The 24,580-nt window shown below is 65.3% G+C and carries 24 protein-coding genes and 2 pseudogenes; 14 read left to right on the forward strand and 12 right to left on the reverse strand.

Translation table 11 applies throughout. The features are described 5' to 3' along the window. The first annotated feature begins 31 nt into the window (after positions 1 to 31). Together G6N46_RS16170 and G6N46_RS16175 are read left to right on the forward strand one after the other, a co-directional pair. Positions 32 to 1,123 carry a TIGR03857 family LLM class F420-dependent oxidoreductase gene (locus G6N46_RS16170; RefSeq protein WP_138247757.1) on the forward strand — a complete coding sequence of 364 codons (1,092 nt, stop codon included), beginning with the start codon at positions 32 to 34 and terminating at the stop codon, positions 1,121 to 1,123. Beyond that, positions 1,116 to 1,805, forward strand: coding sequence for a TetR/AcrR family transcriptional regulator (locus G6N46_RS16175; RefSeq protein ID WP_138247756.1), 690 nt, complete (start codon positions 1,116 to 1,118; stop codon positions 1,803 to 1,805). The genes G6N46_RS16170 and G6N46_RS16175 overlap by 8 nt, the downstream gene beginning before the upstream one ends. Here G6N46_RS16175 and G6N46_RS16180 read toward each other — a convergent pair whose 3' ends face one another. Together G6N46_RS16180 and G6N46_RS16185 are read right to left on the reverse strand one after the other, a co-directional pair. Continuing rightward, positions 1,806 to 2,462: a maleylpyruvate isomerase family mycothiol-dependent enzyme gene (locus G6N46_RS16180; protein WP_174814053.1), complete on the reverse strand. Its 657-nt coding sequence runs from the start codon at positions 2,460 to 2,462 to the stop codon at positions 1,806 to 1,808. Further along, positions 2,452 to 3,210: a DUF899 domain-containing protein gene (locus G6N46_RS16185; RefSeq protein ID WP_138247755.1), complete on the reverse strand. Its 759-nt coding sequence runs from the start codon at positions 3,208 to 3,210 to the stop codon at positions 2,452 to 2,454. Before G6N46_RS16185 ends, G6N46_RS16180 begins: the two co-directional genes overlap by 11 nt. Positions 3,211 to 3,296: 86 nt before the next feature. On the opposite strand from G6N46_RS16185, the gene G6N46_RS16190 reads away from it, so the two are divergent. Then, the gene (locus tag G6N46_RS16190) at positions 3,297 to 3,629 is read left to right on the forward strand and encodes an ArsR/SmtB family transcription factor (protein WP_138247754.1); all 333 of its coding nucleotides are present in this window, start codon (positions 3,297 to 3,299) and stop codon (positions 3,627 to 3,629) included. Continuing rightward, positions 3,626 to 4,078, forward strand: a complete 453-nt coding sequence (locus tag G6N46_RS16195) for an SRPBCC family protein (RefSeq protein WP_138247753.1) — start codon at positions 3,626 to 3,628, stop codon at positions 4,076 to 4,078. The genes G6N46_RS16190 and G6N46_RS16195 overlap by 4 nt, the downstream gene beginning before the upstream one ends. Before the next feature lie 689 nt (positions 4,079 to 4,767). Here the strand turns inward: G6N46_RS16195 and G6N46_RS16200 are convergent. Beyond that, positions 4,768 to 4,950 carry a hypothetical protein gene (locus tag G6N46_RS16200; RefSeq protein ID WP_138247752.1) on the reverse strand — a complete coding sequence of 61 codons (183 nt, stop codon included), beginning with the start codon at positions 4,948 to 4,950 and terminating at the stop codon, positions 4,768 to 4,770. Positions 4,951 to 5,077: 127 nt separating this feature from the next. On the opposite strand from G6N46_RS16200, the gene G6N46_RS16205 reads away from it, so the two are divergent. Next, on the forward strand, positions 5,078 to 7,045 hold the full coding sequence (locus G6N46_RS16205) for an Ig-like domain-containing protein (RefSeq protein ID WP_235688646.1): 1,968 nt from the start codon (positions 5,078 to 5,080) through the stop codon (positions 7,043 to 7,045). 76 nt (positions 7,046 to 7,121) lie between these two features. Here G6N46_RS16205 and G6N46_RS16210 read toward each other — a convergent pair whose 3' ends face one another. Then, positions 7,122 to 7,781 carry a TetR/AcrR family transcriptional regulator gene (locus tag G6N46_RS16210; protein WP_138251358.1) on the reverse strand — a complete coding sequence of 220 codons (660 nt, stop codon included), beginning with the start codon at positions 7,779 to 7,781 and terminating at the stop codon, positions 7,122 to 7,124. A gap of 584 nt (positions 7,782 to 8,365) precedes the next feature. Beyond that, entirely contained in the window at positions 8,366 to 8,548 is a 183-nt protein-coding gene (locus G6N46_RS16215; protein WP_138247752.1) for a hypothetical protein, read from the reverse strand. A 103-nt stretch (positions 8,549 to 8,651) separates the two neighbouring features. Here G6N46_RS16215 and G6N46_RS16220 point away from each other — a divergent pair, with 103 nt between their 5' ends. The 5 genes and pseudogenes from G6N46_RS16220 to G6N46_RS16240 all read left to right on the forward strand — a co-directional run bounded on the left by G6N46_RS16220 (position 8,652) and on the right by G6N46_RS16240 (position 12,749). Continuing rightward, the gene (locus tag G6N46_RS16220; protein WP_163692808.1) at positions 8,652 to 8,819 is read left to right on the forward strand and encodes a hypothetical protein; all 168 of its coding nucleotides are present in this window, start codon (positions 8,652 to 8,654) and stop codon (positions 8,817 to 8,819) included. 35 nt (positions 8,820 to 8,854) lie between these two features. Further along, positions 8,855 to 9,142 (forward strand): annotated as a pseudogene (locus G6N46_RS16225) (transposase); the annotation flags it as partial. 648 nt (positions 9,143 to 9,790) lie between these two features. After that, on the forward strand, positions 9,791 to 11,254 hold the full coding sequence (ltrA, locus tag G6N46_RS16230) for a group II intron reverse transcriptase/maturase (RefSeq protein ID WP_456093943.1): 1,464 nt from the start codon (positions 9,791 to 9,793) through the stop codon (positions 11,252 to 11,254). Next, positions 11,221 to 12,357: pseudogene (locus G6N46_RS16235) on the forward strand (IS3 family transposase); the annotation flags it as partial. The gene ltrA and the pseudogene G6N46_RS16235, both read left to right, overlap by 34 nt. Before the next feature lie 29 nt (positions 12,358 to 12,386). Further along, a complete protein-coding gene (locus G6N46_RS16240) occupies positions 12,387 to 12,749 on the forward strand; it encodes an Ig-like domain-containing protein (RefSeq protein ID WP_235688647.1) in 363 nt (120 codons plus the stop codon). Between the two features lie 27 nt (positions 12,750 to 12,776). Here the strand turns inward: G6N46_RS16240 and G6N46_RS16245 are convergent. Continuing rightward, positions 12,777 to 14,047 (reverse strand): IS3 family transposase gene (locus G6N46_RS16245; RefSeq protein ID WP_135356434.1). Its coding sequence is split into 2 segments (ribosomal slippage): positions 12,777 to 13,774 and positions 13,774 to 14,047, totalling 1,272 coding nucleotides; the frame shifts between segments, so codons are not numbered across the junction. On the opposite strand from G6N46_RS16245, the gene G6N46_RS16250 reads away from it, so the two are divergent. The 3 genes from G6N46_RS16250 to G6N46_RS16260 all read left to right on the forward strand — a co-directional run bounded on the left by G6N46_RS16250 (position 14,046) and on the right by G6N46_RS16260 (position 17,306). Next, a complete protein-coding gene (locus G6N46_RS16250) occupies positions 14,046 to 15,575 on the forward strand; it encodes a TolB-like translocation protein (RefSeq protein ID WP_163692812.1) in 1,530 nt (509 codons plus the stop codon). The genes G6N46_RS16245 and G6N46_RS16250 overlap by 2 nt on opposite strands. A gap of 47 nt (positions 15,576 to 15,622) precedes the next feature. Next, on the forward strand, positions 15,623 to 16,363 hold the full coding sequence (locus G6N46_RS16255) for a BglII/BstYI family type II restriction endonuclease (protein WP_138247747.1): 741 nt from the start codon (positions 15,623 to 15,625) through the stop codon (positions 16,361 to 16,363). Between the two features lie 79 nt (positions 16,364 to 16,442). Further along, complete coding sequence (locus G6N46_RS16260) at positions 16,443 to 17,306, forward strand: MT-A70 family methyltransferase (protein WP_020103918.1); 864 nt, start codon at positions 16,443 to 16,445, stop codon at positions 17,304 to 17,306. A 58-nt stretch (positions 17,307 to 17,364) separates the two neighbouring features. On the opposite strand, the gene G6N46_RS16265 is transcribed toward G6N46_RS16260, so the two are convergent. The 6 genes from G6N46_RS16265 to G6N46_RS16290 all read right to left on the reverse strand — a co-directional run bounded on the left by G6N46_RS16265 (position 17,365) and on the right by G6N46_RS16290 (position 22,786). Beyond that, positions 17,365 to 18,213 carry a glycoside hydrolase family 16 protein gene (locus tag G6N46_RS16265; RefSeq protein ID WP_179967689.1) on the reverse strand — a complete coding sequence of 283 codons (849 nt, stop codon included), beginning with the start codon at positions 18,211 to 18,213 and terminating at the stop codon, positions 17,365 to 17,367. Positions 18,214 to 18,484: 271 nt separating this feature from the next. Continuing rightward, positions 18,485 to 18,955 (reverse strand): PASTA domain-containing protein, encoded by a 471-nt coding sequence (locus G6N46_RS16270; protein ID WP_234880501.1) that lies wholly within the window; start codon positions 18,953 to 18,955, stop codon positions 18,485 to 18,487. 6 nt (positions 18,956 to 18,961) lie between these two features. Further along, complete coding sequence (locus G6N46_RS16275) at positions 18,962 to 19,210, reverse strand: hypothetical protein (RefSeq protein ID WP_138247745.1); 249 nt, start codon at positions 19,208 to 19,210, stop codon at positions 18,962 to 18,964. 125 nt (positions 19,211 to 19,335) lie between these two features. Further along, a complete protein-coding gene (locus G6N46_RS16280) occupies positions 19,336 to 21,276 on the reverse strand; it encodes an Hsp70 family protein (protein WP_138247744.1) in 1,941 nt (646 codons plus the stop codon). A gap of 164 nt (positions 21,277 to 21,440) precedes the next feature. Next, on the reverse strand, positions 21,441 to 22,091 hold the full coding sequence (locus tag G6N46_RS16285) for a L,D-transpeptidase family protein (protein WP_163692815.1): 651 nt from the start codon (positions 22,089 to 22,091) through the stop codon (positions 21,441 to 21,443). Positions 22,092 to 22,138: 47 nt separating this feature from the next. Further along, positions 22,139 to 22,786: a phosphatase PAP2 family protein gene (locus tag G6N46_RS16290; protein ID WP_064860590.1), complete on the reverse strand. Its 648-nt coding sequence runs from the start codon at positions 22,784 to 22,786 to the stop codon at positions 22,139 to 22,141. Positions 22,787 to 22,885: 99 nt separating this feature from the next. Between G6N46_RS16290 and G6N46_RS16295 the strand changes: the two genes are divergently transcribed. Beyond that, a complete protein-coding gene (locus G6N46_RS16295; protein ID WP_138247743.1) occupies positions 22,886 to 24,547 on the forward strand; it encodes a purine-cytosine permease family protein in 1,662 nt (553 codons plus the stop codon). Positions 24,548 to 24,580 lie beyond the last annotated feature (33 nt).

The following is a 24,580-nucleotide window of genomic DNA, read 5'->3' on the forward strand; positions in this document are numbered from 1 at the left end:
GTGCTAAGCGTCTCCGATGAAAGGCGCACCCATGAGCACGCAGGACCAGCTCAATGAGCTCGGCTATTACGCCGTCACCCGGCACCCCGCAGACGCCCGGGTGGTGCTGCCCGAGGCTCGGGACGCCGAAGCGCTCGGGTTGGGCTCGTGCCACATCGGTGAGCGCTTCACGGTGAAGGATGCCGGGGTGCTCAGCGGCGCGGTGGCAGGTGCCAGCACGACGTTGGGCATCGCGCCGTCGACCAATCACCACACGCGGCACCCCACCGTCACCGCGACGATCGGGTCGACGATGCATGCACTGACCGAGGGCCGGTTCGCCATGGCATTCGGCCGCGGCATGGGGCCCTACTGGCAGGCGATCGGACTGCCGGTGGTCACCGAGGCGCGGCTGCGCGACTTCTTCGGCATCCTGCGCCGGCTCTGGGCCGGCGAGATGATTCTCAATCACGAGGGCCCGGCCGGGAAGTGGCCCATGCTGCGCCACGTCAACGGCCTGGCGGACGGTCCGCCGATCGGCCTGGTCGCGGTCGGCCCGAAGACCATGGAGCTCGCCGGTGAGATCGCTGATTTCGTTGTGCTGCATACGTTCTTCTCCGACGCGGCGACCGAGAAGTCGGTCGCCGCGGTACGCCGCGGCGCCGAGAAGGCGGGCCGCGACCCCGACAGCGTCCGCATCTGGGCCTGCCTGGCGACGGTGCCCGACGCGTTGTCCGAGGACGACCAGATCCGGCGTGGCGTCGGCCGGCTCGCGACCTACCTGCAGGCGTATCCCGATGTCCTGGTGTCGGCCAACGGCTGGGATCGGGCGACGTGGGATCGCATCCGGCAGTCCGACCTGTTCACCGATGCCGCGACCGCCGGACCCATCGATGCCAGCGCGTCGTTCGAGACGCTGCAGCGGATCGCCGAGCTGATCCCCACCGAATGGCTGGACGCGGTCGCCAAGGGCTCGCCGCAGGACTGCGCGGAAACCATTGCCCGCCAGTATGGTTTGGGCGTGCACTCGGTGATCATGCACGGCGCCAGCCCGCATGAACTGGCGCCCGTGGTCGAGGCCTACCGCGCCGACCGGCCGACACTGCGCCGGGCCGTCGCGGCGAACCCGGGCCGATTTGTCTGAGCCCGCGGCCCGGGACTCCCCGCAGGCAGCCCTTGCGCAGGCACAGTGGCAGGCCGTCGTCACGGAGTCGGGTGCCGGCACCAAGTTGAACAAGCGCGGCCTGGAAACCCGGGCACGCCTGCTCGACGTCGCCATCCGCTGTCTGGCCGACAGCGGTGGCGAGCCGGTGTCGGCGAACCGTATCGCCAAGGATGCGGGCGTCACCTGGGGCACGGTGCAGCATCAGTTCGCTGACCTGGACGGGCTCTGGGTCGCGGTGATCACCGAAATCCACTCCCGGAGTTGGTCTTCCGGTCCGGACACGCCACGCAGCGGCACGCTTCGGGAACGGGTGGAAGGGGCCATCGAATCGGTCTGGCGTTACCTGGACACCACCGAGGGCCGTGCGCTGACTGCACTGCGCACGTCACTGCCGGCGCGACGTTCCGACGTCGCCGCCGAATATCCGCGCACGGCAGCAGCTTTCGCGGCCCGCGAACTCGACTGGATTCAGGGTTTCGATTATCTGATGGACGGGCTCGACGTCGACCCGGACCAGTTGCACCGGGTACGGTGCCTGCTTCCCGCTGCGATCCGCGGTCTCAGCAACGAACGGCAGATCGGTTTCACCTCGGACCTCGACGTCGCCCGCGCGGCGCTGACCGACGCCGTCGTCGCGTTGTTGACCCAGCCCCGGCCGTAGTCACTCAACGAGATCGGCGGTTGCGGGCCCGAACATGTACAGGTGATCGAGTACCGGTGCCGGGTCGCCGGACCACGCCATGGCCGCCATCTGGCTGCGGCTGCGTCGACCGGTACGCCAGCGAACAGCTTCGAATCGCGTGGTCTTCAGATCGACCGCCGGCCCGACGTCCGGACCGCACCGGTACTCACCGTCCTCGACGATGACCCGCACCGGCACGGGCGTGACCAGCATGCGCAGCAGTTGATCGGAAACACGCTGCAACGCAGCCGAATCCCGCGCACCTGGCCGGCCGAGCGCGTCACGGATGTCGTGCTCGTGAACGACGATGTCACCGAGTGGCGGCGCGATGCCTTCCCGCGCGAGCCGCGGTAGGTGCGCAGCGGCTTCGCCCCACGCGTTCAGGATGTCGTTCAGGCCACGCCCGTCGAACCGGGCCACCTGCGCGGCCGTCTGCGCGTCGGTGGGCGGGGCGGACCGACGTCCGGCGGCCCAGTCCTGCGCGACGCCGGCCAGATGCGCCAGCACATCCCGCACCGACCAGCCCGGGCAGGCGGCAACCGCGGTGTCCACCGAAACATCTGGCGCACTGACCAATTCGATGATGCGGTCCATCGTCTGCCGGTAGAGATTCGCGAGATCAGGTTCATCGCTCACAGGAGGCGCACCCTTCTTTGCGCGGTGGACGGGGATCGTCAGGCTTGCTGGGGTCGGGGTCACCGAACCACCGGGAGGGCCGATGCTCGCCGTACGTGTCGTGCCAGTCCCACCATTCGTACGGCGGGTCCTGGGGGTATCCGGGCGGGGAATCCTCCCAGCTCTCCTGGCGGCCGAGCGCCGTCATGTCGAGATAGCTCCACGAGGTGCCCAGTGCTTCGTCTCCGCGGTTGTTGATGAAGTAGGTGCGATAGACGGTGTCGCCGTCACGGATGAAGGCGTTGGTGCCGTGCCACTCGTGCACGCCGAAGTCGACGTCGAAGTCGTCGGTGATGGTGTACCAGGGCATTTTCCAGCCCATCCGGGCCGCCATCCGCGCGATGTCAGGCTGCGGCGCGCGCGAGGCGAACGCCAGGGTGGTGTCGCGGGCGTTGAGATGCGCGACGTGTCCGACGTTGTCGGCGATAATCGAGCAGCCGCGGCAGGCGTGCTCAGGCCAGCCCTGCACACCCTCCTCGAAGAACGCCCGGTAGATGACGAGTTGCCGTCGCCCACCGAACAACTCGACGAGGCTCGTCTCACCGTCCGGACCGACGAACGTGTAGCCCTTCGTGACCGGCGTCCACGGCATGCGGCGCCGCATCGCGGCCAATTGGTCGCGCCGCCGGGTGCATTCCTTTTCCGCGACAAGCATCTTCTCCAGCGCGGCGTCCCATTCGGCCGCGGACACGATCTCGGGTTTCTGCATGGCTTCCCTCCTTCACAAAATCATTAAACAAAGTTGTTGAACATCACTATTCCAGGAGAGCATGATCCATCGCTATAGTCAACAAGATGGTTGAAGATCAGGTGCTGGACCGGGCCTACGCCGCCCTGGCCGATCCGACGCGCCGCCGGCTACTGGAGACGCTGCGACAAGGCGATGCGCGCATCACCGACCTCGCCGCGCCGCTGCCCATGACATTCGCCGGCGTCTCCCGGCATATCGGCGTGCTGGAATCGGCCGGCCTGGTGCAACGCGATGTCCGCGGCCGGGAACGGTGGGTATCCCTGCGCCCCGATGGGTTGACCATGGCGCAGCAGTGGATCAACGAACAGTCAAACTTCTGGTCGGTGCGGGCGGATGCCCTCGCAGACCGCTTGCGTCGCAAAGGAAATGGTCAATGACAGAACCCGTCACCGTACGCGTGCAGCGCGTCATGCCGGCCGTCCCCGACGTGGTGTTCGGCGAGTGGCTCGATGTCGAGTCACTGGCGGACTGGATGTGCCCGCGCCCGTCCCGGTGCGTCGCCATCACCGTCGAGCCCCACGTCGGCGGCAAGTTGCAGTTCGACGTCGACCATGATGCCACCGGCACCATCGTTCTGATCATCGGGCACTTCCTGGCGATCGACCGCCCGCGCCTGCTGCGGTTCACCTGGAGCAATTCGAACTGGCCCGACCCGACGATGGCCAGCGTCGTCAACGTCACCTTCGAACCCCACGGCGACGGCGAGACGCTCATGGAGATCGAACACTCGCTCCTGCCATCGCACGAGTACGACAACTTCCACAATGGCTGGGCGCTGACGGCCGAACAGTTGGAGACGGTGCTGCGAAGCCGTCAAGGCAGTTAGTCAGCCAGACGGTCGCTGCGACAATGCGCAGGTCACAGTAGGACGCGTCGAGGACTCACCTGCAGATTTGTCCGCTCACGCCTGGCAATGCAATGCCGGCTGGCGCCCGTCCAGGTTGGCCCCAGTCCGACTGCAACCGCAGGGTGCGGCGGACGTCCGGTCGAACCATCATCGTCGCTGATGCTTGACACCCGACAATCCATAGCTTTACGTTCGTAAAGCACTTCACTTTACAGTCGGTAAGTGAATGCCTGGATCGGGCCTTCACTTCGGTCGCACAGCGGAGCCCCCATGAATGCACGAAATACCCATGTAAGAGGCTATTCTCGCCATATCGGTCGGGTCGGCACATTGGCCGCCGCCCTGGGCGTTGGAGTGATGGTAGTCACCACTCCATGCGCAGCCAACGCGGTTCCACCCACGTCATCGGCGTCACACGACGCTTCACCGAACACCCCCACCTCCGGCACCCAAACTCCGAAGACCGGCACAGCCACGACGGCGTCCACGGCCACAGGCAGCAACACATCGACATCCAAGGCAAAAACCGCGACAGGCGGACACACCCGCACCCGCAAGCCCACGAAGAGCACAGACCGTAGCGCGGCCTCACCCGAGTCCACCGATCCCGCAACGACGGGGCCCACGTCAACAGAGCCCAAAACCCCTGATACAACAACAGATACCGATCACACGAGTTCGCCGACCGCCCCCACCACGGCACCGCCGGCACCCGCCCCGAAGCCCGCGGCCCCCGCCACCACGACCAAAACCGGGTCCAAGACCCGCCACCCAGCCAGCAGCGCCGAACCGGCAATCACCACACCCAAAGCAGCGAAGACCGCGACCCCCGCCGCACCACCACCGCCCACCACATCTCAGCCCACCAACACCGCCGCCACCCAGCCGACAAAAACGACGCAGACACTCACCAAACCCGCCACCGCAACACCCGCCGCGGCTATCGAAACCACCTTGTCCGCAACACAATCGGCCGCTGTGGTGCTCGCGCCCACCACCACCGCACCGACCCGCACAACCGGACCCATCGGCACCATCCTCGGCGCGCTGAACCACCTCGTCACCCAGTTCACCAAACAGTTCCTCGCCCCCGCACCGAACACTTCCGAACCGTTCACCCCCATGCTGTGGGCACTGATGGGCTGGGTGCGCCGCGACCTGTTCAACCAAGCACCGACACTCAAATACAACCCCACCACAACCGTCCAAACCGGCCAGACCATCACCGGCGACCTCAGCGCAACCGACCCCGAACACGACAAACTCACCTACACCGTCACCCAAGCGCCCCAGAACGGCACCGTCACCATCGACCAAGCCACCGGCAAGTTCACCTACACCCCGAACGACATCAATTACACTGCAGCACAAACCGATTCATTCACCGTATCGGTCAGCGACGGCAACAAACTCAACCTGCTCAACCTGTTCCGGCCCCACAGCGCCAGCACCACGGCCGACCTCACCGTCCTCAACCCCACCGTCAACCGCGTCATCATGAACCTGCCCGCCGGCATCACCAATCCCAGCCGGCCCCGCTTCACTTCAGACGGGAAGGCCATTGTCTTCGGTGCCGAACCGGCAGCGGGCGGCCGCCAGGAGATCTACCAGATGAATATCGACGGCACCGGCGTCACATGCGTGACCTGTGGGGTGTCGACGAACATCACCGGCGACCTCCAAAAGCCGCTACCGTTCGAAGACGGTTCGGGACGGATTCTGCTGAGGCTCACGACCGGCACGGACAAGTACCGGTACGTCGTCTACGAAGACGGTGCAAACGGCAGACAGCTGGTCCCGCTCACCACGCCGTCCAGCCCGACGTATGTCCTTGACTCGCAACGGGAGATGAAGATATCGCCCGACGGCACGCACGTGCTGTTCAGCCGACTCGAGTTGGGCACTAACAACTACGTCGCAATCATTCCCGTCGTGGGCAAGTTGGTGCGCACCGACACCGGGTATGAAGTTGACGACGCAACTGTGGTGGCGCCCTATGGCGAGGGCAAGTCTTGGACGCCCGACGGTAAGAGCGTGATCATCATGGGCGGTCAGTACGACGCGGGCAACGTGGATGCCATCAAGGTCGACCTCGCCACCGGGAATATCACTCGCGAAACTGCCGGCCTCGACTACGAGGAAAACGTATTCGAATCACCCAACGAACAATGGATTGTCACCGGAAGTACGCGCGGCCTGGATGCGCTGACGCCAATGTCGCGGATCCAACGACCGGCGTTCCTGCCTTCCTACATCGTCGGCCCCGTCTACACCGCTTACGCAGCCGATCCGATAAACGTCTCCAATCAAGCGTGGGTGGTGGCGCTCGGCGATGAGCTCGAGCGGGAAAACGGTCTGCCACTGATTGTCCCAGGTGACGGTTACGCCGGACAAAGCATGCCAGGGTGGAATTCTGACGGCAGTGCTGTTGCCTTCTGGGAACAGAACAAAGACAACCCGACCGATACCCGAATGGTCATCGCCAACCTGAAGTACACCACGAGCGTCGGCGGCCTTCAGGGGACCACAACGACGCCTCAGCTGTCGTCGACCTTGCCAAAGTTGAGCAGCTATGTTCCCAGCGCGCCGGCACTTCCGCCGACGGGGACGTACGCCGGGGCCGGTGGAGGTACAGCCGTGGTCAGTGAGGCTGCAGATCCGAACGATTCGACTCGAACGATCCGGACCGTCACCTACACCGATTACGTCAATGAGTTGGGTGAGGTTCTCAACGGCACGGAGTCGACGAATTCGAACGCCAGTCAGTTGTATATCCACTACACAGCCGACATCGCGGTGACGGGAAAGCACACCGGTTCGCTCGAGGCCGACGCTACCGTGACCAATCGCCAAACCTACAGCGGCTACATCACCTCAGATGTCGACGGCGACGTGCAAAACCTCATGGACCAGAACAAGATCGACGAGGCCAAACAGAACGTCTAAGGCCCAGGAGAGGAGTGGCGCCCACCGGAACTACTCGCGCCATCGCCGCCAACACATTGATGTGGCTGTCGGCAGCTCAAGCGTCCGCCACGAAGTCCTTCCACCGTCCGGTGTCAGCCTGCGGCAGTGAGCGGGCCGTCGAGTCGCCGGCACTGGGGCGCCGCACCGGCCGCAGCCCCATCGTGCGGCGGCCGATCTCGCACAGTTCTTGGACCAGCACGTCCTCACTGACGCTTTCCGGGGCGCCGGTGGCCGCTCCGGCAAGACCGGTGAGTACGGCCGTTGCCTTGATGACTCCCGTTGGACCAGAGTCCAATTGGGTGAGCAGCGCCAGCTGACGCCCGATGAGATTGCCCCAGTCGGGCTGTAACTGAAGGATGCGGTGCACGTCTGGGTCGAAGACCATCACCGCCGCCAGCTGACGGTTCCTCGCGACGACCCGGGCAAACCCCTGCACCAAGGTGTCGATCTGGACGCGCGGCGTACGTTGGCTCTCCGCCATCTCGACCACCTGGCTGATCTGATGCAACATAGGCTCCATCAGCGCCACCAGCAACTGGTCGCGAGTCCGAAAATGGTAGTAGATGGCCGCTTTTGTGAAACCAAGTTCGTCGGCGATCATCTGCAACGACGTGCCGCCGAAGCCGTGCCGGCTGATCAGTACCTGCGCACTGTCGAGCAACCGCCGCCGTGTGTCGATCGGCGAGCCACCATCTCTCTCGTGCCCGGACGTCATCCCGCCTCCTTGGTCATCAAGTGAAGCACAACCTTGACGATCGACTAGGCGCCGACTTGACAAATAGCAAGCTGATGCTTGACACCCGACAATCCATAGCTTTACGTTCGTAAAGCACTTCACTTTACAGTCGGTAAGTGAATGCCTGGATCGGGCCTTCACTTCGGTCGCACAGCGGAGCCCCCATGAATGCACGAAATACCCATGTAAGAGGCTATTCTCGCCATATCGGTCGGGTCGGCACATTGGCCGCCGCCCTGGGCGTTGGAGTGATGGTAGTCACCACTCCATGCGCAGCCAACGCGGTTCCACCCACGTCATCGGCGTCACACGACGCTTCACCGAACACCCCCCACCTCCGGCACCCAAACTCCGAAGACCGGCACAGCCACGACGGCGTCCACGGCCACAGGCAGCAACACATCGACATCCAAGGCAAAAACCGCGACAGGCGGACACACCCGCACCCGCAAGCCCACGAAGAGCACAGACCGTAGCGCGGCCTCACCCGAGTCCACCGATCCCGCAACGACGGGGCCCACGTCAACAGAGCCCAAAACCCCTGATACAACAACAGATACCGATCACACGAGTTCGCCGACCGCCCCCACCACGGCACCGCCGGCACCCGCCCCGAAGCCCGCGGCCCCCGCCACCACGACCAAAACCGGGTCCAAGACCCGCCACCCAGCCAGCAGCGCCGAACCGGCAATCACCACACCCAAAGCAGCGAAGACCGCGACCCCCGCCGCACCACCACCGCCCACCACATCTCAGCCCACCAACACCGCCGCCACCCAGCCGACAAAAACGACGCAGACACTCACCAAACCCGCCACCGCAACACCCGCCGCGGCTATCGAAACCACCTTGTCCGCAACACAATCGGCCGCTGTGGTGCTCGCGCCCACCACCACCGCACCGACCCGCACAACCGGACCCATCGGCACCATCCTCGGCGCGCTGAACCACCTCGTCACCCAGTTCACCAAACAGTTCCTCGCCCCCGCACCGAACACTGAACCGCCCCAGGTTTGATGCCGCTGCTGTTTGAGTCCGGAAGGATGAGCAGCATGCCGAAGAAAATCGATCCTGCCTTGCGTGAGCGGGCGGTGCGGCTGGTGACCGAGCATCAGCAGGAGTACTCGTCGTTGACCGCCGCTTCGGAAGCGGTGGCCCGTCAGCTTGGGGTGGGTAAGGAATCGGTGCGGCGCTGGGTGGTGCAGGCCCAGATCGATGATGGTCAACGACCCGGTGTCACCACGGAGGAGAACGAGGAAATCAAGCGGCTGAGGGCTGAAAACCGAAGGCTACGTGAGGATGTCGCGATTCTGAAAGCGGCGACAACTTTCTTCGCGGGGGAGCTGTGCGCCACGAGGCGCTGGGTATATCGAGAGGCGGTGAGAGACCGTCTCCTTTGGGTCGTCGCAGCGGCCTGAGGAAGCATCGGGGCAGCCGATCGCCGGGAACGACGGTGAGCGGTGGCAAGCGGCCCCGAGAAGGCGAGCCGTGCCGGTACTGCCAGACGGTGCGGGCTTGTCGAGCAAGGTCAGAAGGTGCAGCGCAAGCGAACCAGTGTCAGACGCTCCGTAACCGCGAAGCCGGCTCCAACCTGGTGGATATGGGCCGGTATGCAGTGCACGAACCCGAGCGGGTGGGGTTTGACTCCGAAGCCGTTTAGTTCCAGCGGTGGGGAGGCCACGGTGAAGGCCTGCGGCGTAACCATGGCGATGCTGCCGGAGTAGAGCTGGGCGCCTCCCTGACCAATCGATGACCTGGTGAACGTGGGAACCACCTTGCGGGACCGTTCATTTCGTTTCCGGTAGCCAGCCGGGGCGGGTGTGACGACTCGGGTTCGGAGTCAAGGAACCGCATTCGGGTGGGGCGGAGGCTTCGTAGTAGTCGCGGGCGGTGACGTGCCCGCCGTGGAGACCGAGAAAGGCGGTCACAGGGCGAAGGGGGCCAGCAAGACATGCAGTGCGGAAATTGGAAGATCAGGAGATGACGTTATGTCGCCGGTGAATACCGACGAGCTGGAGTTGGCGCTGATGCTGGCGCGGCAACGGGTACTGAAGATCCAGACCAAGCTGCACCGTTGGGCACGCGATGATCCTCATCGCCGGTTCGACGATCTGTTCAACCTCGTCACTGATCCCGCGTTCATGTTGGTGGCGTGGGATCGGGTCAGCGGGAACAAGGGTGCCGCCACGGCCGGGGTCGATCGACGCACCGCGTCGTCCATCACGGCTGGGCAGGGTATCGAGGCGTTCCTCGATGAACTGCGGTCGCAGGTAAGGGACCGCAGTTTCCGCCCGTTGCCGGTGCGCGAGCGGATGATCCCCAAGACCGGTGGTGCGTTGCGCCGCTTGGGGATTCCGACCGTGACCGATCGGGTGGTCCAGGCATCGTTGAAGTTGGTGTTGGAGCCGATCTTCGAGGCGGATTTCCTGCCGTGTTCCTACGGTTTCCGTCCGAAGCGCCGCGCTCATGATGCGGTGGCCGAAGTGCGTTACCTCGCAACACGTCCCCGGTGTTACGACTGGGTTGTTGAGGGAGACATCAAGGCCTGTTTCGATGAGATCGACCACACGGCCCTGATGGGCCGGGTGCGTCGACGCGTCGGGGACAACCGTGTCCTGGGATTGGTGAAGGCGTTCCTCAAGGCGGGCATCTTCACCGAGGACGGCCTGCTGGCGGACAGCACCGCCGGAACCCCGCAGGGTGGGATTCTTTCGCCGTTGTTGGCCAATGTGGCGTTGTCGGTGCTCGACGAACACATCGCCGGGTTGTCGGGTGGTCCGGCCACCGGCTCGGTGGAGCGTGCTCGACGACTTCGTCACGGGCAGCCGAACTTTCGGCTGGTCCGCTACGCCGATGACTGGTGTCTGATGGTGCGGGGCACCAGAGCCCAGGCCGAAGCACTACGGGAGGACATCGCCGCCGTGTTGGCGACGATGGGGTTGCGTCTGTCGCCGGATAAGACCCTGATCACCCACATCGACGAGGGGCTGGACTTTCTCGGGTGGCACATCCAGCGTCGCCGCAAACGAGGCACCAGCTGCAGCTACGTCTACGTTCATCCGTCCACGAAGTCCGTGTTGGCGGTCAAACGGAAGATCAAGACGCTGCGCCGAACAGTCGAACCCAGCCAGCCGCTCGATGACCTGCTGCGCCGGATCAACTCGACGCTGCAGGGCTGGGCGGGATATTTCCGGGCCGGGGTGTCCTCGGCGACCTTCTCCTACCTGAGCCACTACACGTGGCAGACGGTGTGGCGTTGGCTGCGCCGAAAACACCGCAAATCGACCTGGAAACAGTTGCGCCGCCGCTACTGCGGCGGCGGCTGGTGGCCAACCACCGAGGACCGGATGCTGATCGATCTGGAGAAGATCGGCACCACCCGCTACCGCTACCGCGGCGCGGTCATCCCCTCGCCCTGGCCGACCCCCGAGGAGGACACCACAGCAGCCTGACCGGGTCTTGTGGAGAGCCCGGTGCATTGAAAGGTGCACGCCGGGTTCGGGAAGCGGCCCGGGAAAACGGAACAGCCCCAACGGTTGTCACCGCGTCCCGGGCCGACTTTCACCGACCCCCGCAACCGGTGATCTTCGCGTTCATCGACGATCAACGCGCCGCTGGGCACGCGGTCGAGTCGATCTGCCGAGTCTTGTGTGAGCAGGGCTGTCAGATCGCCGCGCGCACCTACCGGTCCTGGAAACAACCAGGCCGGACGGTAGCGGCCCGCACCATCACCGACGCCCAGGTCATCGACGCTGTGCGTGGCCTGGCGTGGACCACCAACGCCGCCGGCAAGCGCGTTCTGGCCCCCGAGGGGCTCTACGGGCGGCGCAAGATGACGGCCCTGATCCGCCGTGCCGCGCTGCCAGAGGCCTCGGCGGGCTCGGTGCACCGGGCGATGTGCACGTTGGGTCTGCAGGGCATACGGCGGTCAAAGAAGGTGCGCACCACGATCCCGGACACCGACGGGCGCCGCGCCCCGGATCTGCTCAACCGCAACTTCCATGCGAGCGTCCCGAACCGGGTATGGGTCACCGACTTCACTTACGTGCGGTCCTGGGCGGGCTTTGTCTACGTGGCCTTCATCGTCGACGTGTTCGCTCAGCGGATCGTGGCCTGGCACGCGGCCACCACCAAGACCACCGATCTGGTGATGGTCCCGTTGCGGATGGCCGTGTGGCAGCGCCGTCACGAAGGTCATCCCACCGCAGCCGGCGAGCTCATCCACCACAGCGACGCCGGAAGCCAATACACGTCGGTCCGTTTCACCGAACACCTTGAACTGGAAGGGATTTCACCTTCCATTGGCAGCGTCGGGGATGCCTACGACAACGCTCTGATGGAAACGATCAACGGCTTGTACAAGACCGAATGCATCCGAACCACAGTGTTCCACCCGGGGCCGTTTAGGACCATCGCCGACGTCGAGTACGCGACAGCAGCCTGGGTCGAGTGGTACAACAACCGAAGGCTGCACTCCAGTCTCGGCATGGTCAGCCCAACCGAGTACGAGCACGCCCACTACAGCGCCCTCGACCGAGAGCGTCAACCCGTATAGCAGCGGCGGAAAACCTGGGGCGGTTCAGGGTGCGCCGCGACCTGTTCAACCAAGCACCGACACTCAAATACAACCCCACCACAACCGTCCAAACCGGCCAGACCATCACCGGCGACCTCAGCGCAACCGACCCCGAACACGACAAACTCACCTACACCGTCACCCAAGCGCCCCAGAACGGCACCGTCACCATCGACCAAGCCACCGGCAAGTTCACCTACACCCCGAACGACATCAATTACACTGCAGCACAAACCGATTCATTCACCGTATCGGTCAGCGACGGCAACAAACTCAACCTGCTCAACCTGTTCCGGCCCCACAGCGCCAGCACCACGGCCGACCTCACCGTCCTCAACCCCACCGTCAACCGCGTCATCATGAACCTGTGAACCGCCCCGAGTTTGATGCACACCGGTTTATGGGTGTGCAGCCGCGGATTGGGCTGTGTTCGTAGCGTAGTAGACGGCCTCGTACTCGACGGGTGGGATGCGGCCCAGGCGATGCATGAGCCGGTCGGTGTTGTACCAGTTCACCCAGTCGGCGGTGAGCAGTTCCACGTCGGTCAGCCGGTGCAGCGGGCCATGCCGGAACGGGGAGTCATCGCGGATGGCTTCGTGCTTGTAGAGCCCGATCGTGGTTTCGGCCAGAGCGTTATCGTAGGCGTCGCCGACCGATCCGATCGATGCCACCAACCCCGATAGTGCGAGGGTTTCCCCGAACTTCACCGACGTGTATTGAGACCCCGCATCGGAGTGGTGAATAGTTCTGCCGGACAACGGATTACCTTCACGACGCCGGAGTTCGGCGGCGTGGCGGATCGCCCGCCGAACGAATGCATCGCTCTTGCCGGCCGAGCAGGTCCAGCCCACGATCCGCCCGGCGTACGCGTCGATGGCGAACGCGGTGTAAACGAACACTCCTGACGACAATCGGACGTAGGTGAAATCGGCCACCAGCAGTTTGTTGGGTGCCGGTACGCGGAACTGGCGGTCCACCAAGTCCGGTGCCCGCCCGGCCGCCGGGTCAGCGATGGTGGTGCGGACCCTCTTGCGCCGGGTGACCCCACGCCACCCGTTGGCCCGCATCAACCGTTCGACGGTGCAACGGGCCACTTCGATGCCCTGGCGCTGCAGGTGAGCCCACATCTTGACCGCGCCGTACAACGACTCCGGTTTACGCCGGCCCGCCCGGTCAGGTTCGTAGTAGCCGGCCAGCACCTGCGTGATCACGGTGTCCCACAAGGCCCGCGCGGACGGGGGCCTGGTGAGCCAGGCGTAGAAGGTTCTCGGGGCGATCTGGCAGCCATGCTCGGACAGCACGCGGCAGATCGAAGCGACCCCGAACCGAGCACGATGCTCGGCGATGAACGCACAGATCAGCGGCGTCGCGGGTCGCTCTCCCGCGCGAAGAAACTTGTTGCCGCCTTGAGGATTTCGATCGTTTCCTCAAGCTCCTTGTTCTTGCGTTTGAGCTCGCGCAACTCCCGTGCGGTATCGCTGGGCACCCCGGCACGATCCCCGGCATCGACCTCGCCCTGGGCGACCCATCGTCGCAGCGATTCGTACGAAACTCCCAACCGCTTGGCGACCGCAGTGATGCAGGCCGTGCGGGTGTCGTATTCGTCGGCATGGTCAGCGACCAACCGCACCGCCCGGGCCTTGAACTCCTCGTCGTACTTCTTCGGCATGATGCGAATTACCTTCCCTCGAAAGAAGGTGTGCATCAAACCCGGGGCGGTTCACCTGCCCGCCGGCATGAGGCCGAATACGCCGCGCTTCTCCGGTGACGGCAAGACCATCTTCTTCGCGGCCACACCGCCCACCGGTGGCCGCCAGGAGATCTACCAGATCAAGGTCGACGGCACCGGCCTCGACTGCATGACGTGTGGCGCATCGCCCGAAATCACTGCAGGCTTGTCCAGAGTTGTTCCCTTCCAGGATGATTCAGGCCGTCTCATGATTCAGGTCGGGACCACTCCCAACGGCTACGCCGTGTTCGAAAGCGATGCGAACGGCAAGCGGTTGGTGCCCGTGGTCGCGCCACCCTCAGCCGCGCGGGCACTCGACCCGCTGCGCGAGATGCGAATCTCACCCGACGGAAAGCAGGTACTGTTCAGCCAGATTCAATTGGGCCAGGGCGGCAATATCACTGCCGTACCGATCGTCGGGACGTTGACTCGCACGACGAATGCGACAACCGGCGCGGCCGAGTATCACGTCGACAACGCCCAGGTGGTCTATCCCGTAGGCGAGGGCAAACAGTGGACCCCGGACGGCAAGAGCGTGATCATCATCGGCGGCACCTATGAGGCCGGCAATGTCGACGACATCGCCGTCAACCTGGCCACTGGCGCCGTGTCCCGCATCACCGCCAACCTCGAATACGACGAAGACATCGACATGTCCCCCAATGGGCAGTGGATCGCGGTCGGCAGTACCCGCGGCTACCACGCATTGTCTCCGATGGACCGGATCGAACGACCGGCATTCCTGCCGGCGTACATCCAGGGCAGCGTCTATCAAGCGTATGCAGGAACCTCCGACGGAGTGAACGTCAGCAACCAGGAGTGGGCCATCGCGCTGGAGGATGAACTCAAGGGCGAGAACGGGATTCCCTTGTTCGTCAACAATGACGGCTACACGGCGCGCAGCATGGCGAGCTGGAACGCCGATGGCACCGCCGTGACGTTCTGGGAAGCAAATCCCACCGACTCCCGGATCGTGGTGGCCAATCTCCAGTACACGACAAGCGTCGGTCCGGTGGCCGCAGACCGGTCCACGCCCGATCCGGCGCAGTACACCTGGGCCCACCCGCTCGCCACCTACGTGCCCAGCGCAGCCCCGCTGCCGAGCACCGGAAGCTACGCGGGCCCCGGCGGGGGCACCGCGGTGGTCAGCGAGACTCCTGGTGCCACCGGTCACACCATCCGCACCGTGACGTACACCAACTACGTCAACAGCCAGGGAATGGTTCTCAACGGCACCGAATCAACGGACTCGACCGCGAGCCAATCCACCATCCGCTACGTCGCCGACATCACCGTCACGGGCACACATACCGGATATCTGACCGGCGATGTGAACATCAACAAGCTCACCCGCACCATCACTTCAACCGATCCGACCAACCCCACGCCCATCACCTCATCGCTCGACGGCGACAAGCAGGTGCTGCTCGACCCCACCGACATCGCCGACGCACGCGCCAACATGTAACTCCAGCGGAGCGACGGTAGCGGTGAGTCCACTGCTACCGTCGCCCCGTGGATCTGACGGACTCGTATACCCGCGTGCTGCCGCCGCACATCCGCGACCGGTACGAGTTCATCGAGACCCGCAACGCCGCCGCGATTCTGGCCGCCACCAACCCGCAGCGGTTCGACGAACTCCTCGCCGCCCTGCACGAATTCCAGCTCCGTACCGACGATCTCGTCCAACCCGGCGGCCAGGAGACCGAACTGGCGGCGCGGCTCAACACCGCGTTCCGCAACAAGGGATGGCGCGAGGCGCGCGTCGACACCCGAATCCGCCTGGAGCTGCGCAAGATGCCGCACAAGCCGGCCGGTGAACTGCACCCGATCCTCGAGGACACCGAGGTCTTCAACGAGGGCTACAAGGTCGACAACTTCGTCGACCGGCTGGCCCTCGACGTGGAGTGGAACGCCAAGGACGGCAACCTCGATCGCGATCTGAGCGCCTACCGCGCGCTGTACGACGCGGCACTGATCGACGTCGCCGTGATCATCACGCGCACCCAGACCGACCTGCGCACCCTGGGCTACCGGCTCGGCATCGAGGCCGGCATGGACGACGAGCGCGCCCGCCGCATCCTGGCCACCACAACCACCACCAACACCGAGAAGTTGCGGCCCCGCATGCAGCGCGGTGACAGCGGCGGCTGCCCGCTGCTGGCCGTCGCGATCTGCGCCCGCACCTGGGCCGACCACGCCCCGGCTCAGGGCGAGCAGGAACCCACAGACGACATCGGCCTCTGGGAGGCCTGACCTGTCGGTGCCATCGCCTACGATTCCGTGAAGATCTTCTCCGTTCGAAAAGATCTAATTCGAAAGTAGGAGTGACACCGTGGCGAAACGCAGCGACCAGGCCGGCGCCGAGTCGAAGGCCGCCCCCCTGCGCGATATCGCCGCGCCGCCGCCGCTGCCCACCGTCGACGGCGGCTGGAAGACCGTATTGGCCGATCCCCCTTGGCGTTTCACCAACCGGACCGGCAAGGTCGCGCCCGAGCACCGGCGCCTGGACCGCTACTCCACACTCGATCTCGACGCCATCTGCGACATCCCGGTGTCCACCGTCGCGGCGCGCGACTCACATCTGTACCTGTGGGTGCCCAACGCGCTCCTGCCCGAGGGGCTGCGCGTCATGGAGGCGTGGGGGTACCGCTACGTCTCCAACGTCATCTGGGCCAAGCGGCGCAAGGACGGCGGGCCCGACGGCCGCGGTGTCGGCTTCTACTTCCGCAACGTCACCGAGATCATCCTGTTCGGAGTGCGCGGCAGTATGCGCACGCTGCCGCACGCGCGCAGCCAGGTCAACATGATCGAGACCCGCAAGCGCGAGCATTCCCGCAAGCCCGACGAGCAGTACGGGTTCATCGAGGCCTGCTCGCCCGGACCGTACCTGGAACTGTTCGCGCGCCATCCGCAGCCGGGTTGGACCGCGTGGGGCGACGAGTCGGCCGCCGACGTCACGCCGCGCGGCCAGGTCCACAAGGGCTATGCCGGCGGGGCGATCGACGTGCCGCCCGTGACCAAGCACGTCCGGCTCGACCCGACGACGGCCGAACGCATCGGCAAGGAACTGCGCATCCGGTACGAGAACGGCGAGAGCATCCGCCAGCTCGCCGAGGAGACCGGCTACGGCATCACCCGGGTGCGTGGGCTGTTGGAGCGGGCCGGCACGACATTCCGCGGCCGCGGACCGCAATAACGGGCCCCAATGAGAATGGGCCCCGCCGAAGCGGGGCCCATTGACAGTTGTCGGAGGTTTACCAGACTCGCACGTAGTCGACGAGCATCTCGGCCGGGTAGCTGCCACCCTTGGGGTCGCCGCCACCGGAACCGGACACCGCCAGGTTCAGGACCGGGAACACCGAGTAGCCGGGCAGGTTGAACGGCCAGTCGTCCAGCGAGTTGGCAGGCACGTAGAAGTAGGGCTGCATGCCCTCGGTGTAGTCCTGCCAGAACGACATACCGGCGTCGTTCCAGGTGACGCGCCAGGTGTGCCAGCCACCGTCGATCGGGTGCGGGTGCGTGTCGAACGACGTGCCGTCCGACCGGGCGTGCACCGTGGTGCCCGACGGCCATTCACCGTTGCCGTACCACTCGGCCAGGTCGATCTCGCCGCCGACGACGGGGTGGTCGTTGGACAGCCACCAGGCCGGCCAGCAACCGTTGGTCAGGCAGTTGAACTTGATCCGGGCTTCCCAGGTGGTGTTGATGCCACCCCAGAAGGTGCCGAAGACCTTGCCACTGGTGTATTTCCCGTTGCCGTCGCGCGTGGCGCGGATGACGAGGTTGCCCTTGCCGTCCAGAAAGACGTGTTCCCGGTCGTCGCGGTACTGGCCCATGTTCTCCGGGCGGTCCCAGAACACCGGGTTCTTGATGGTCTCGCGCTGCGGGGAGATGTTCCACTTGGCCGGGTCGGGCCGCGAACCGGCAGGGCCGTCGAACTCGTCGTGGAAGATGTAGGACTGTGTTTGCGCAGCCGGCTGGGGAGCCAGCGGCGGAGTGGGCGAGCTGCCCGGTTGGGAATCCGCGAGAGCGGCGGGGGACGGCATCGCGGCGGCGGCCAGCAGGCCCAGCCCCGACGCGCGCATCATGTTTCGACGATCCATTTCCGGCACAGTGCCATATACAAGCCGCTCAGACAGACTTGGCGCAACTTGCGACACGCTTGAAATCACCTGCAAGAGCGGCATTCTCATCGTCGGCGGGCAACCACGAATCAGCGGTCAGCAAAACCCGATGTCAGCCAGATATCGGCGCCAGCCAGCGAATCCCGACCAAAAAGCCAAGATCAGCAATACCGAATACCCAGACCTGCGGACAGCCGGGTATTCGACACCGCCGAAAAACCGAAACCGCCCAGTAACAACCGGTTCCGGCTCAGCGTCCGGAGTTCTGGCCCTCCCAGACCTGGCCCGCATCGGCAGCCTCAGCCGCCTCAGCTGCGGCGGACGCCGACGCGGAAGCCGCTGCGGCCGAGGCCGATGCCGACGTGTAGGCCTGCGAGCCCGCCGGGCTGCCCAGCGAGTTGCCAGGGCTGCCGGGGGTCGCGAACGCGGCCTCACAGTTCAGCGACAGCAAAACCTGGCTGCTGCTCGAACCGCCACTGTTGGCCGGCGCCGAGACCGTGCGGGCGACCTGGTTGGTCACCACGCAGTTCGGCCACTGGAGCTGGTCGCCCACAGTCGTCGACACCAACGGCTTGAAACCGGCGTTGGCCAGTGCCGATCGCGCGTCACTGAACTTCTGGCCGACCACATTGGGTGCGCTACCAGCGGAAGCCACACCACTGCAGATCAAAGCCACAGCACCCAGCGAAGTTGCCGCAGCAACACCCCATGCAGTCTTCATGGGGCCCTATCCTGCCTTAACTCCCGGCGCTGCGCTCATCGTTGACGCCGTTGATGCCGCCGGAGACCAGGTCTGCGTGGCGCCGTTGTTGAAATCGGGCACCTGAGGGCTGTTGAAAACGGTGTTGGTCGGGGCGTGGTCCGAGCCGGCGACGGCGCCGCCATCGGTCACTCCAGCGGAGATCGCCCCCAGAATGCCCAGCGCAACGATGGCCGCAGCGGCCGCCAACCCGACGCGTGTTCTTGTCGAATTCATAGAACAAGATTGCCGCATCTGTGGTATGCGATCAAGTTAATTTCCAGTTCACAATGATGCTGTGACGCCCACGTCAATAGACATTTTTGGGTTTAAATCAGCCAGTTCGTATGCAATTCCGCTTATCAATAGGGGTATTGCTGCGGATATTGCTGTGGATACTGCCCGTACGGGTACTGCTGCTGTCCGGGGTAGTACGGATTGGCCGGCGGCTGGGATTCCACCGGTTGATCCGGGCCCTTCGGCACCTGAATCGGAATCGGCACCGGGACGAACGGCAGCCGGATGTAGCTCGTCGTCATGGTCGGCGTCGTGGACGTCGGCGTCTCCGTCGTAGGTGGTGGCGGAGGCGGCGGTGGCGGCTCGGTCGTGGTGGCGGTGGTGGTCGCCGGCGGCGGAGTCGTCGTCTGGGCGTGCGTCGTGGTGGTGTGCGTCGGCGCCGGTGTGTGGGTGACCGGCGGTTGGTACGTCGGGCTCGGCTGCGGGGGCGGCGGCGCGGGCACCTCGTTGGTGACGGTGACGGTGCTGGGTGGCGGCGGTGGTTCGGCCGGCGACGGCGGTGGTGGCGTCGGTGATTCGCTCGTCGCCGGCGGCGGCGGTGTGGTCGACGGCGCCGCGGGTTTGCGGTCGCCGGTCAGCGCGATGGTCACGCCGCCCACGGCCGCGATGACGGCGAAGATCGCGACGCCGAACACCACCAGCGGGAGTCGCTGCCAGGCCTTGGAGGGCTCGGGGGCCACCGCTGCGGCCGGAGGCACATACTGCGCGATGGCGCGGGTGGTCGTGGTGTCACCGAAGACGTCCTCGCCGGTGTAGGGCAGCAGATCGCCGCCCCCGTCGGAGTCCTCGGACCAGGCCAGTGACGGGCCGGTGGCCTTCACCACGCGGGCGGCGGCGGTGTCGGTGAGCACGTCGAGGTCGGAGACCGGGGCGGGTTCGGTGGCCGACCCGCCGTCGACCGCAGCGGTCGGCGCGGTCCCGGTCAGCAGCACGGCGGGAGCCATGCCGGTCTTGGCTGCCGAGTCGGCGCCGTACACCGCGAACAGCGCCGCGCCCACGGCGGCATCCAGCGCCGGCTGCGGGGTCGTCACCAGCACGCCCGCCGCGCCACGCGCCTCGAGGTGTTCGGCCAGCCGCGCGCTGATCATCGGGATGCGGGCGCCGCCACCGACCGCGACGACCGAGCTGACGGACCGCCACGCAATGTCGTTGCGCTGCAACAGCTCGTCGAGCTCTGCCAGTACGCCGGTCAGCGGTTCGTCGAGAAGATCGGACAACTCGGCGCGGGTGACCTCGACGTCACCCTGGTGACCCGGAATATCCACCGGCACCGTCGCTGTTTCGGACTCTGACAGTTGTTCCTTTGCCGCAGAGCAGAATTCACGGAGTTTCTCCAGCGAACTCACAGCGGCAGTGCCCGCGGTGTCCACTCCGCCGGCGCCACCGACCCGGTCGAGCACGTGCGACAGCAGGGCCTGATCGACGGCCTCGCCGGAGAACTCGGCGTACCGCACGGTCTCGATGGGCTCGAACGACGCGTCCGCCGCGGCGATCGTGATACTGGTGCCGCCACCACCGAAATCGAGCAGCGCGGCAGTACCGGTGGCAGGCAGACCCGGATTGGCGTGCAGTGCGGTCAGGGCCGCCACCGCATCGGACACCAGCCGCGCCGGGACCCCGTTGGGCGCCAGACTGGGGTTTGATCGCATCACGGTCCGCATGGCGCGCAGCGTCGCGGTATCCCAATGCGCCGGAACGGAAATCGCCAGCTGCCCGGTCGGCGGCTCACCGCCGGCCGCCTCGATCAGGGCGTCCAGCGCCTCGGCCACCAACTGATCGGCGTGATATGCGGTGCCGTCGGGCGCCACCATCGGCACCGGGTCACCGACCCGTTCGACGAAACCGCGCAGCGTCACACCGTCGTCGACGACATCCGCGGACAACCCGATCTCGGGCGCGCGGTCACGGAACAGGCGCAACACCGCCCGCCGCACCATGGGTGGTTCACCGACACGCGCTGCGACCAGGTTGGTCGTCCCGATCGACAACCCCAGCTGGTGGCTCATAACCCAACCACCCTAACGCGCGAACGCGTTACCGCAGCTCGGGACACGTACGAACTGCGTTCTCGCAGATACCTTTTCGTCCGCTGTGTCCGCGCTGTGGAAGAAAACGGGCCGGCGTTCAGTCCGGCTCCGCGGTTAAACCCGTTGCTGCCCTTCATATCTGATTACTTGGCAACGGCGATCAGCGCTCCCGGTTGCAGCCATCGCATGATTTTCACCAGGGTGCCCTCGTCGATGGCCACGCACCCGGCCGTCGGGCCGTCACCGATGTGGACGAAGAAGGCGCCGCCGTTACCGGGCGTCCGTTGCGGGTTGACGCCCATCACGACGGCGTACTTGTAGGCCGTGATGTCGAGATTCTCGGTGCCACTTGCGGGATCGGTGTCGAAGCGGCACTGCGCCTTCTTGCACACCTGCATGGTGTTGTAGGTGGGGCTCTTCATGTCGCCGTCCCACCAGTGATCGGGTGTGGTCTGGACGTATTGCAGACCCGTCCCGGGATTGGCGGCGGTGCCGAACGCGAACGGCAGTGTGAAGATGCCCATCGGGGTCTGCAGGTTGCCGTCGTGACTCTGCGGGACCATGCCCCTCGAGCCGACATGTGCCGGGATACCGACAGCGACGGCGTCCCACCCCGCGGGCCCACGCTGGTACACGTCCATCTTGGCCGACGAACCACCAACGCCCACAACCGAAATCACCTGCGTGGCCGATCCAACCGAGTTGGCGAACCAGGGCGTGACCACCGCATTGCCGACGGGCGCCAGTGCCACCGCCAGCGCGGCAGCACACAGCAAAGCGAACAGTCGGCGCACCCGTCCATGGTCGAGAACCGCCCTCTGGAAGGTCAAGCCAGGGCGGGTCAAGGTTTGGGCACGATAACGCTTCGGCTTCGAGACCCGCTGTGACTCAGTAGTGGTAGGCACACCAGGAACCACAGGCTGCCCAGCAACCAACCCGCGAGCACATCGGTCGGGTTGTGCACGTTGAGCACCACACGGCTCACGCCGACGAACACCACGATCACCGCGCAGAGCACCTCGATCAGCCGGGCGCGCGCCACCTGAGCCATCCGGAACACCGCACACAAACCGAGTGCACCGGCCATCGTGCCGAGTGCATGCCCCGACGGGAACGACCATGACGGTTCGTGCGCCAGCGCGGTCAATGGCCGCGCCCGTTGGGCGATGTCCTTGGCGACCTCGGTGACCAGGCCCGACGACACGACCCCGACCAAGAGGAAGAGCGCGGTGCGCCGCTGCCGCCGGGCGAGCGCGACGAAGGCGACCACCACGGCGGTGATCTGAAAGGTCCACGGGCCGAAAACGAACGACAGCCAGCGCCAGCCCACGACCCAGCCGGGGTGTGCGACGCCGTACCGGTGGGCGGGCGCGAGCAGCGACGTATCGAGCGTCGTCACCCAGGACCACTGTGCGACCCAGCCCACCCACAGCAGGGCGTAACCGATCGCGGCCGCGGCTCCCAACAGCCAGCGGTTGCGGTTCGTCACCGGTCTCCTTTCGGGGTACGCTCGCGCGCCAGAAATTCGCTACCGCCCGGAACATAACTGTCACGGGCACGAAACAAACTGACCATAGCTTCGCTAACCATGACCCAAGACCTCAGCCAGGAGCCGCTGTCGCCTGCAGTGGCACCGGATGATCAGGACCGGTTGACCGCGACGCGAGAAACCCTGGAGGACTACACCCTCCGCTTCGCGCCACGCAGTTACCGGAAATGGTCGACGCGCGTGGTCGGTATCTCGGCATTGGGCGGCATCGCCTACCTGGCCGATTTCGCGATCGGCGCGAACATCGGCATCTCGTACGGCACCACCAACGCGCTGGCGGGCATCGCGATCTTCGCGGTCGTCATCCTGCTGACCGGGTTTCCGGTGGCGTACTACTCGGCCCGGTACAACATCGACCTCGACCTGGTGACCCGCGGCAGCGGCTTCGGTTACTACGGCTCGGTGGTCACGAACGTCATCTTCGCGACGTTCACGTTCATCTTCTTCGCACTGGAGGGGTCGATCATGGCCCAGGGCCTCAAATTGGGCCTGGGCCTGCCGCTATGGCTCGGCTACGCGGTGTCGACGCTCATCATCTTCCCGCTGGTCATCTACGGCATGAAGGTGCTCTCGACGCTGCAGGTCTGGACGACGCCGCTGTGGCTGATCCTGATGGTCGCGCCGTTCGTCTATCTGCTGATCAGCCATCCCGAATCAGTCGGCCAGTTCTTCGCCTACCAGGGCAAAGACCACATCCAGGGCTTCGACATGGGCTCGACTCTGCTGGCCGCCGGCGTGTGTCTGTCACTGATCGCGCAGATCGCCGAGCAGAACGACTACCTGCGGTTCATGCCGCCGAAGACGCCGGAGAACAAGCGCTCCTGGTGGACCTGGATGTTCCTGGCCGGCCCGGGCTGGGTGTTCTTCGGCGCGATCAAGCAGGTCGTCGGCCTGTTCCTCGCCGTCTACCTGATCGCCAATGTCGCCGACAGCGCGGGCATCGCCAACCAGCCGGTGCACCAGTTCCTGTCGATCTACGAGAACTTCCTGCCGGGCTGGCTCGCGATGACCTTGGCCGTGGTGCTCGTGGTGATCAGCCAGATCAAGATCAACGTCACCAACGCCTATTCGGGCTCGCTGGCCTGGACCAACTCCTACACCCGCGTCACCAACCACTACCCCGGCCGCCTGGTGTTCCTCGGCGTGAACCTACTGATCGCGCTGATCCTGATGGAAGCCAACATGTTCGACTTCCTCAGCACCATCCTGGGTTTCTACGCCAACTGCGGCATGGCCTGGGTTGTGGTGGTGGCGAGCGACATCGTCTTCAACAAGTACCTGCTGAAGCTGTCGCCCAAGGAGCCCGAGTTCCGTCGCGGCATGCTGTACGCCTTCAATCCGGTGGGCTTCGGCTCCATGCTGATCGCGGCGGGCCTGTCGGTGATCGCGTTCTTCGGTGGGCTCGGCTCGGCGCTCACGCCCTACTCGCCGCTGGTGGCGATCGGGCTCGGCGTGGTGCTGCCGCCCATCATCGCCATCGCGACCAAGGGCAAGTACTACCTGCGCCGCACCGACGACGGCATCGACCTGCCGATGTACGACGAGTACGGCAACCCGTCCGACGCGCACCTGCTGTGCCGGAAGTGCCACCACGAGTACGAGCGGCCGGACATGCTGGCCTCGGCCGAGGGCGGCTACATCTGCTCGCTGTGCCTGGCGACGGACAAGACCGGCGAGCACGTCCTGCCCGCACAGAACTGACAGCAGACGGCGCCGGGTGTGACACCACAGTCA

It is taken from the genome of Mycolicibacterium phocaicum (genome assembly GCF_010731115.1).
Taxonomy (GTDB): domain Bacteria; phylum Actinomycetota; class Actinomycetes; order Mycobacteriales; family Mycobacteriaceae; genus Mycobacterium; species Mycobacterium phocaicum.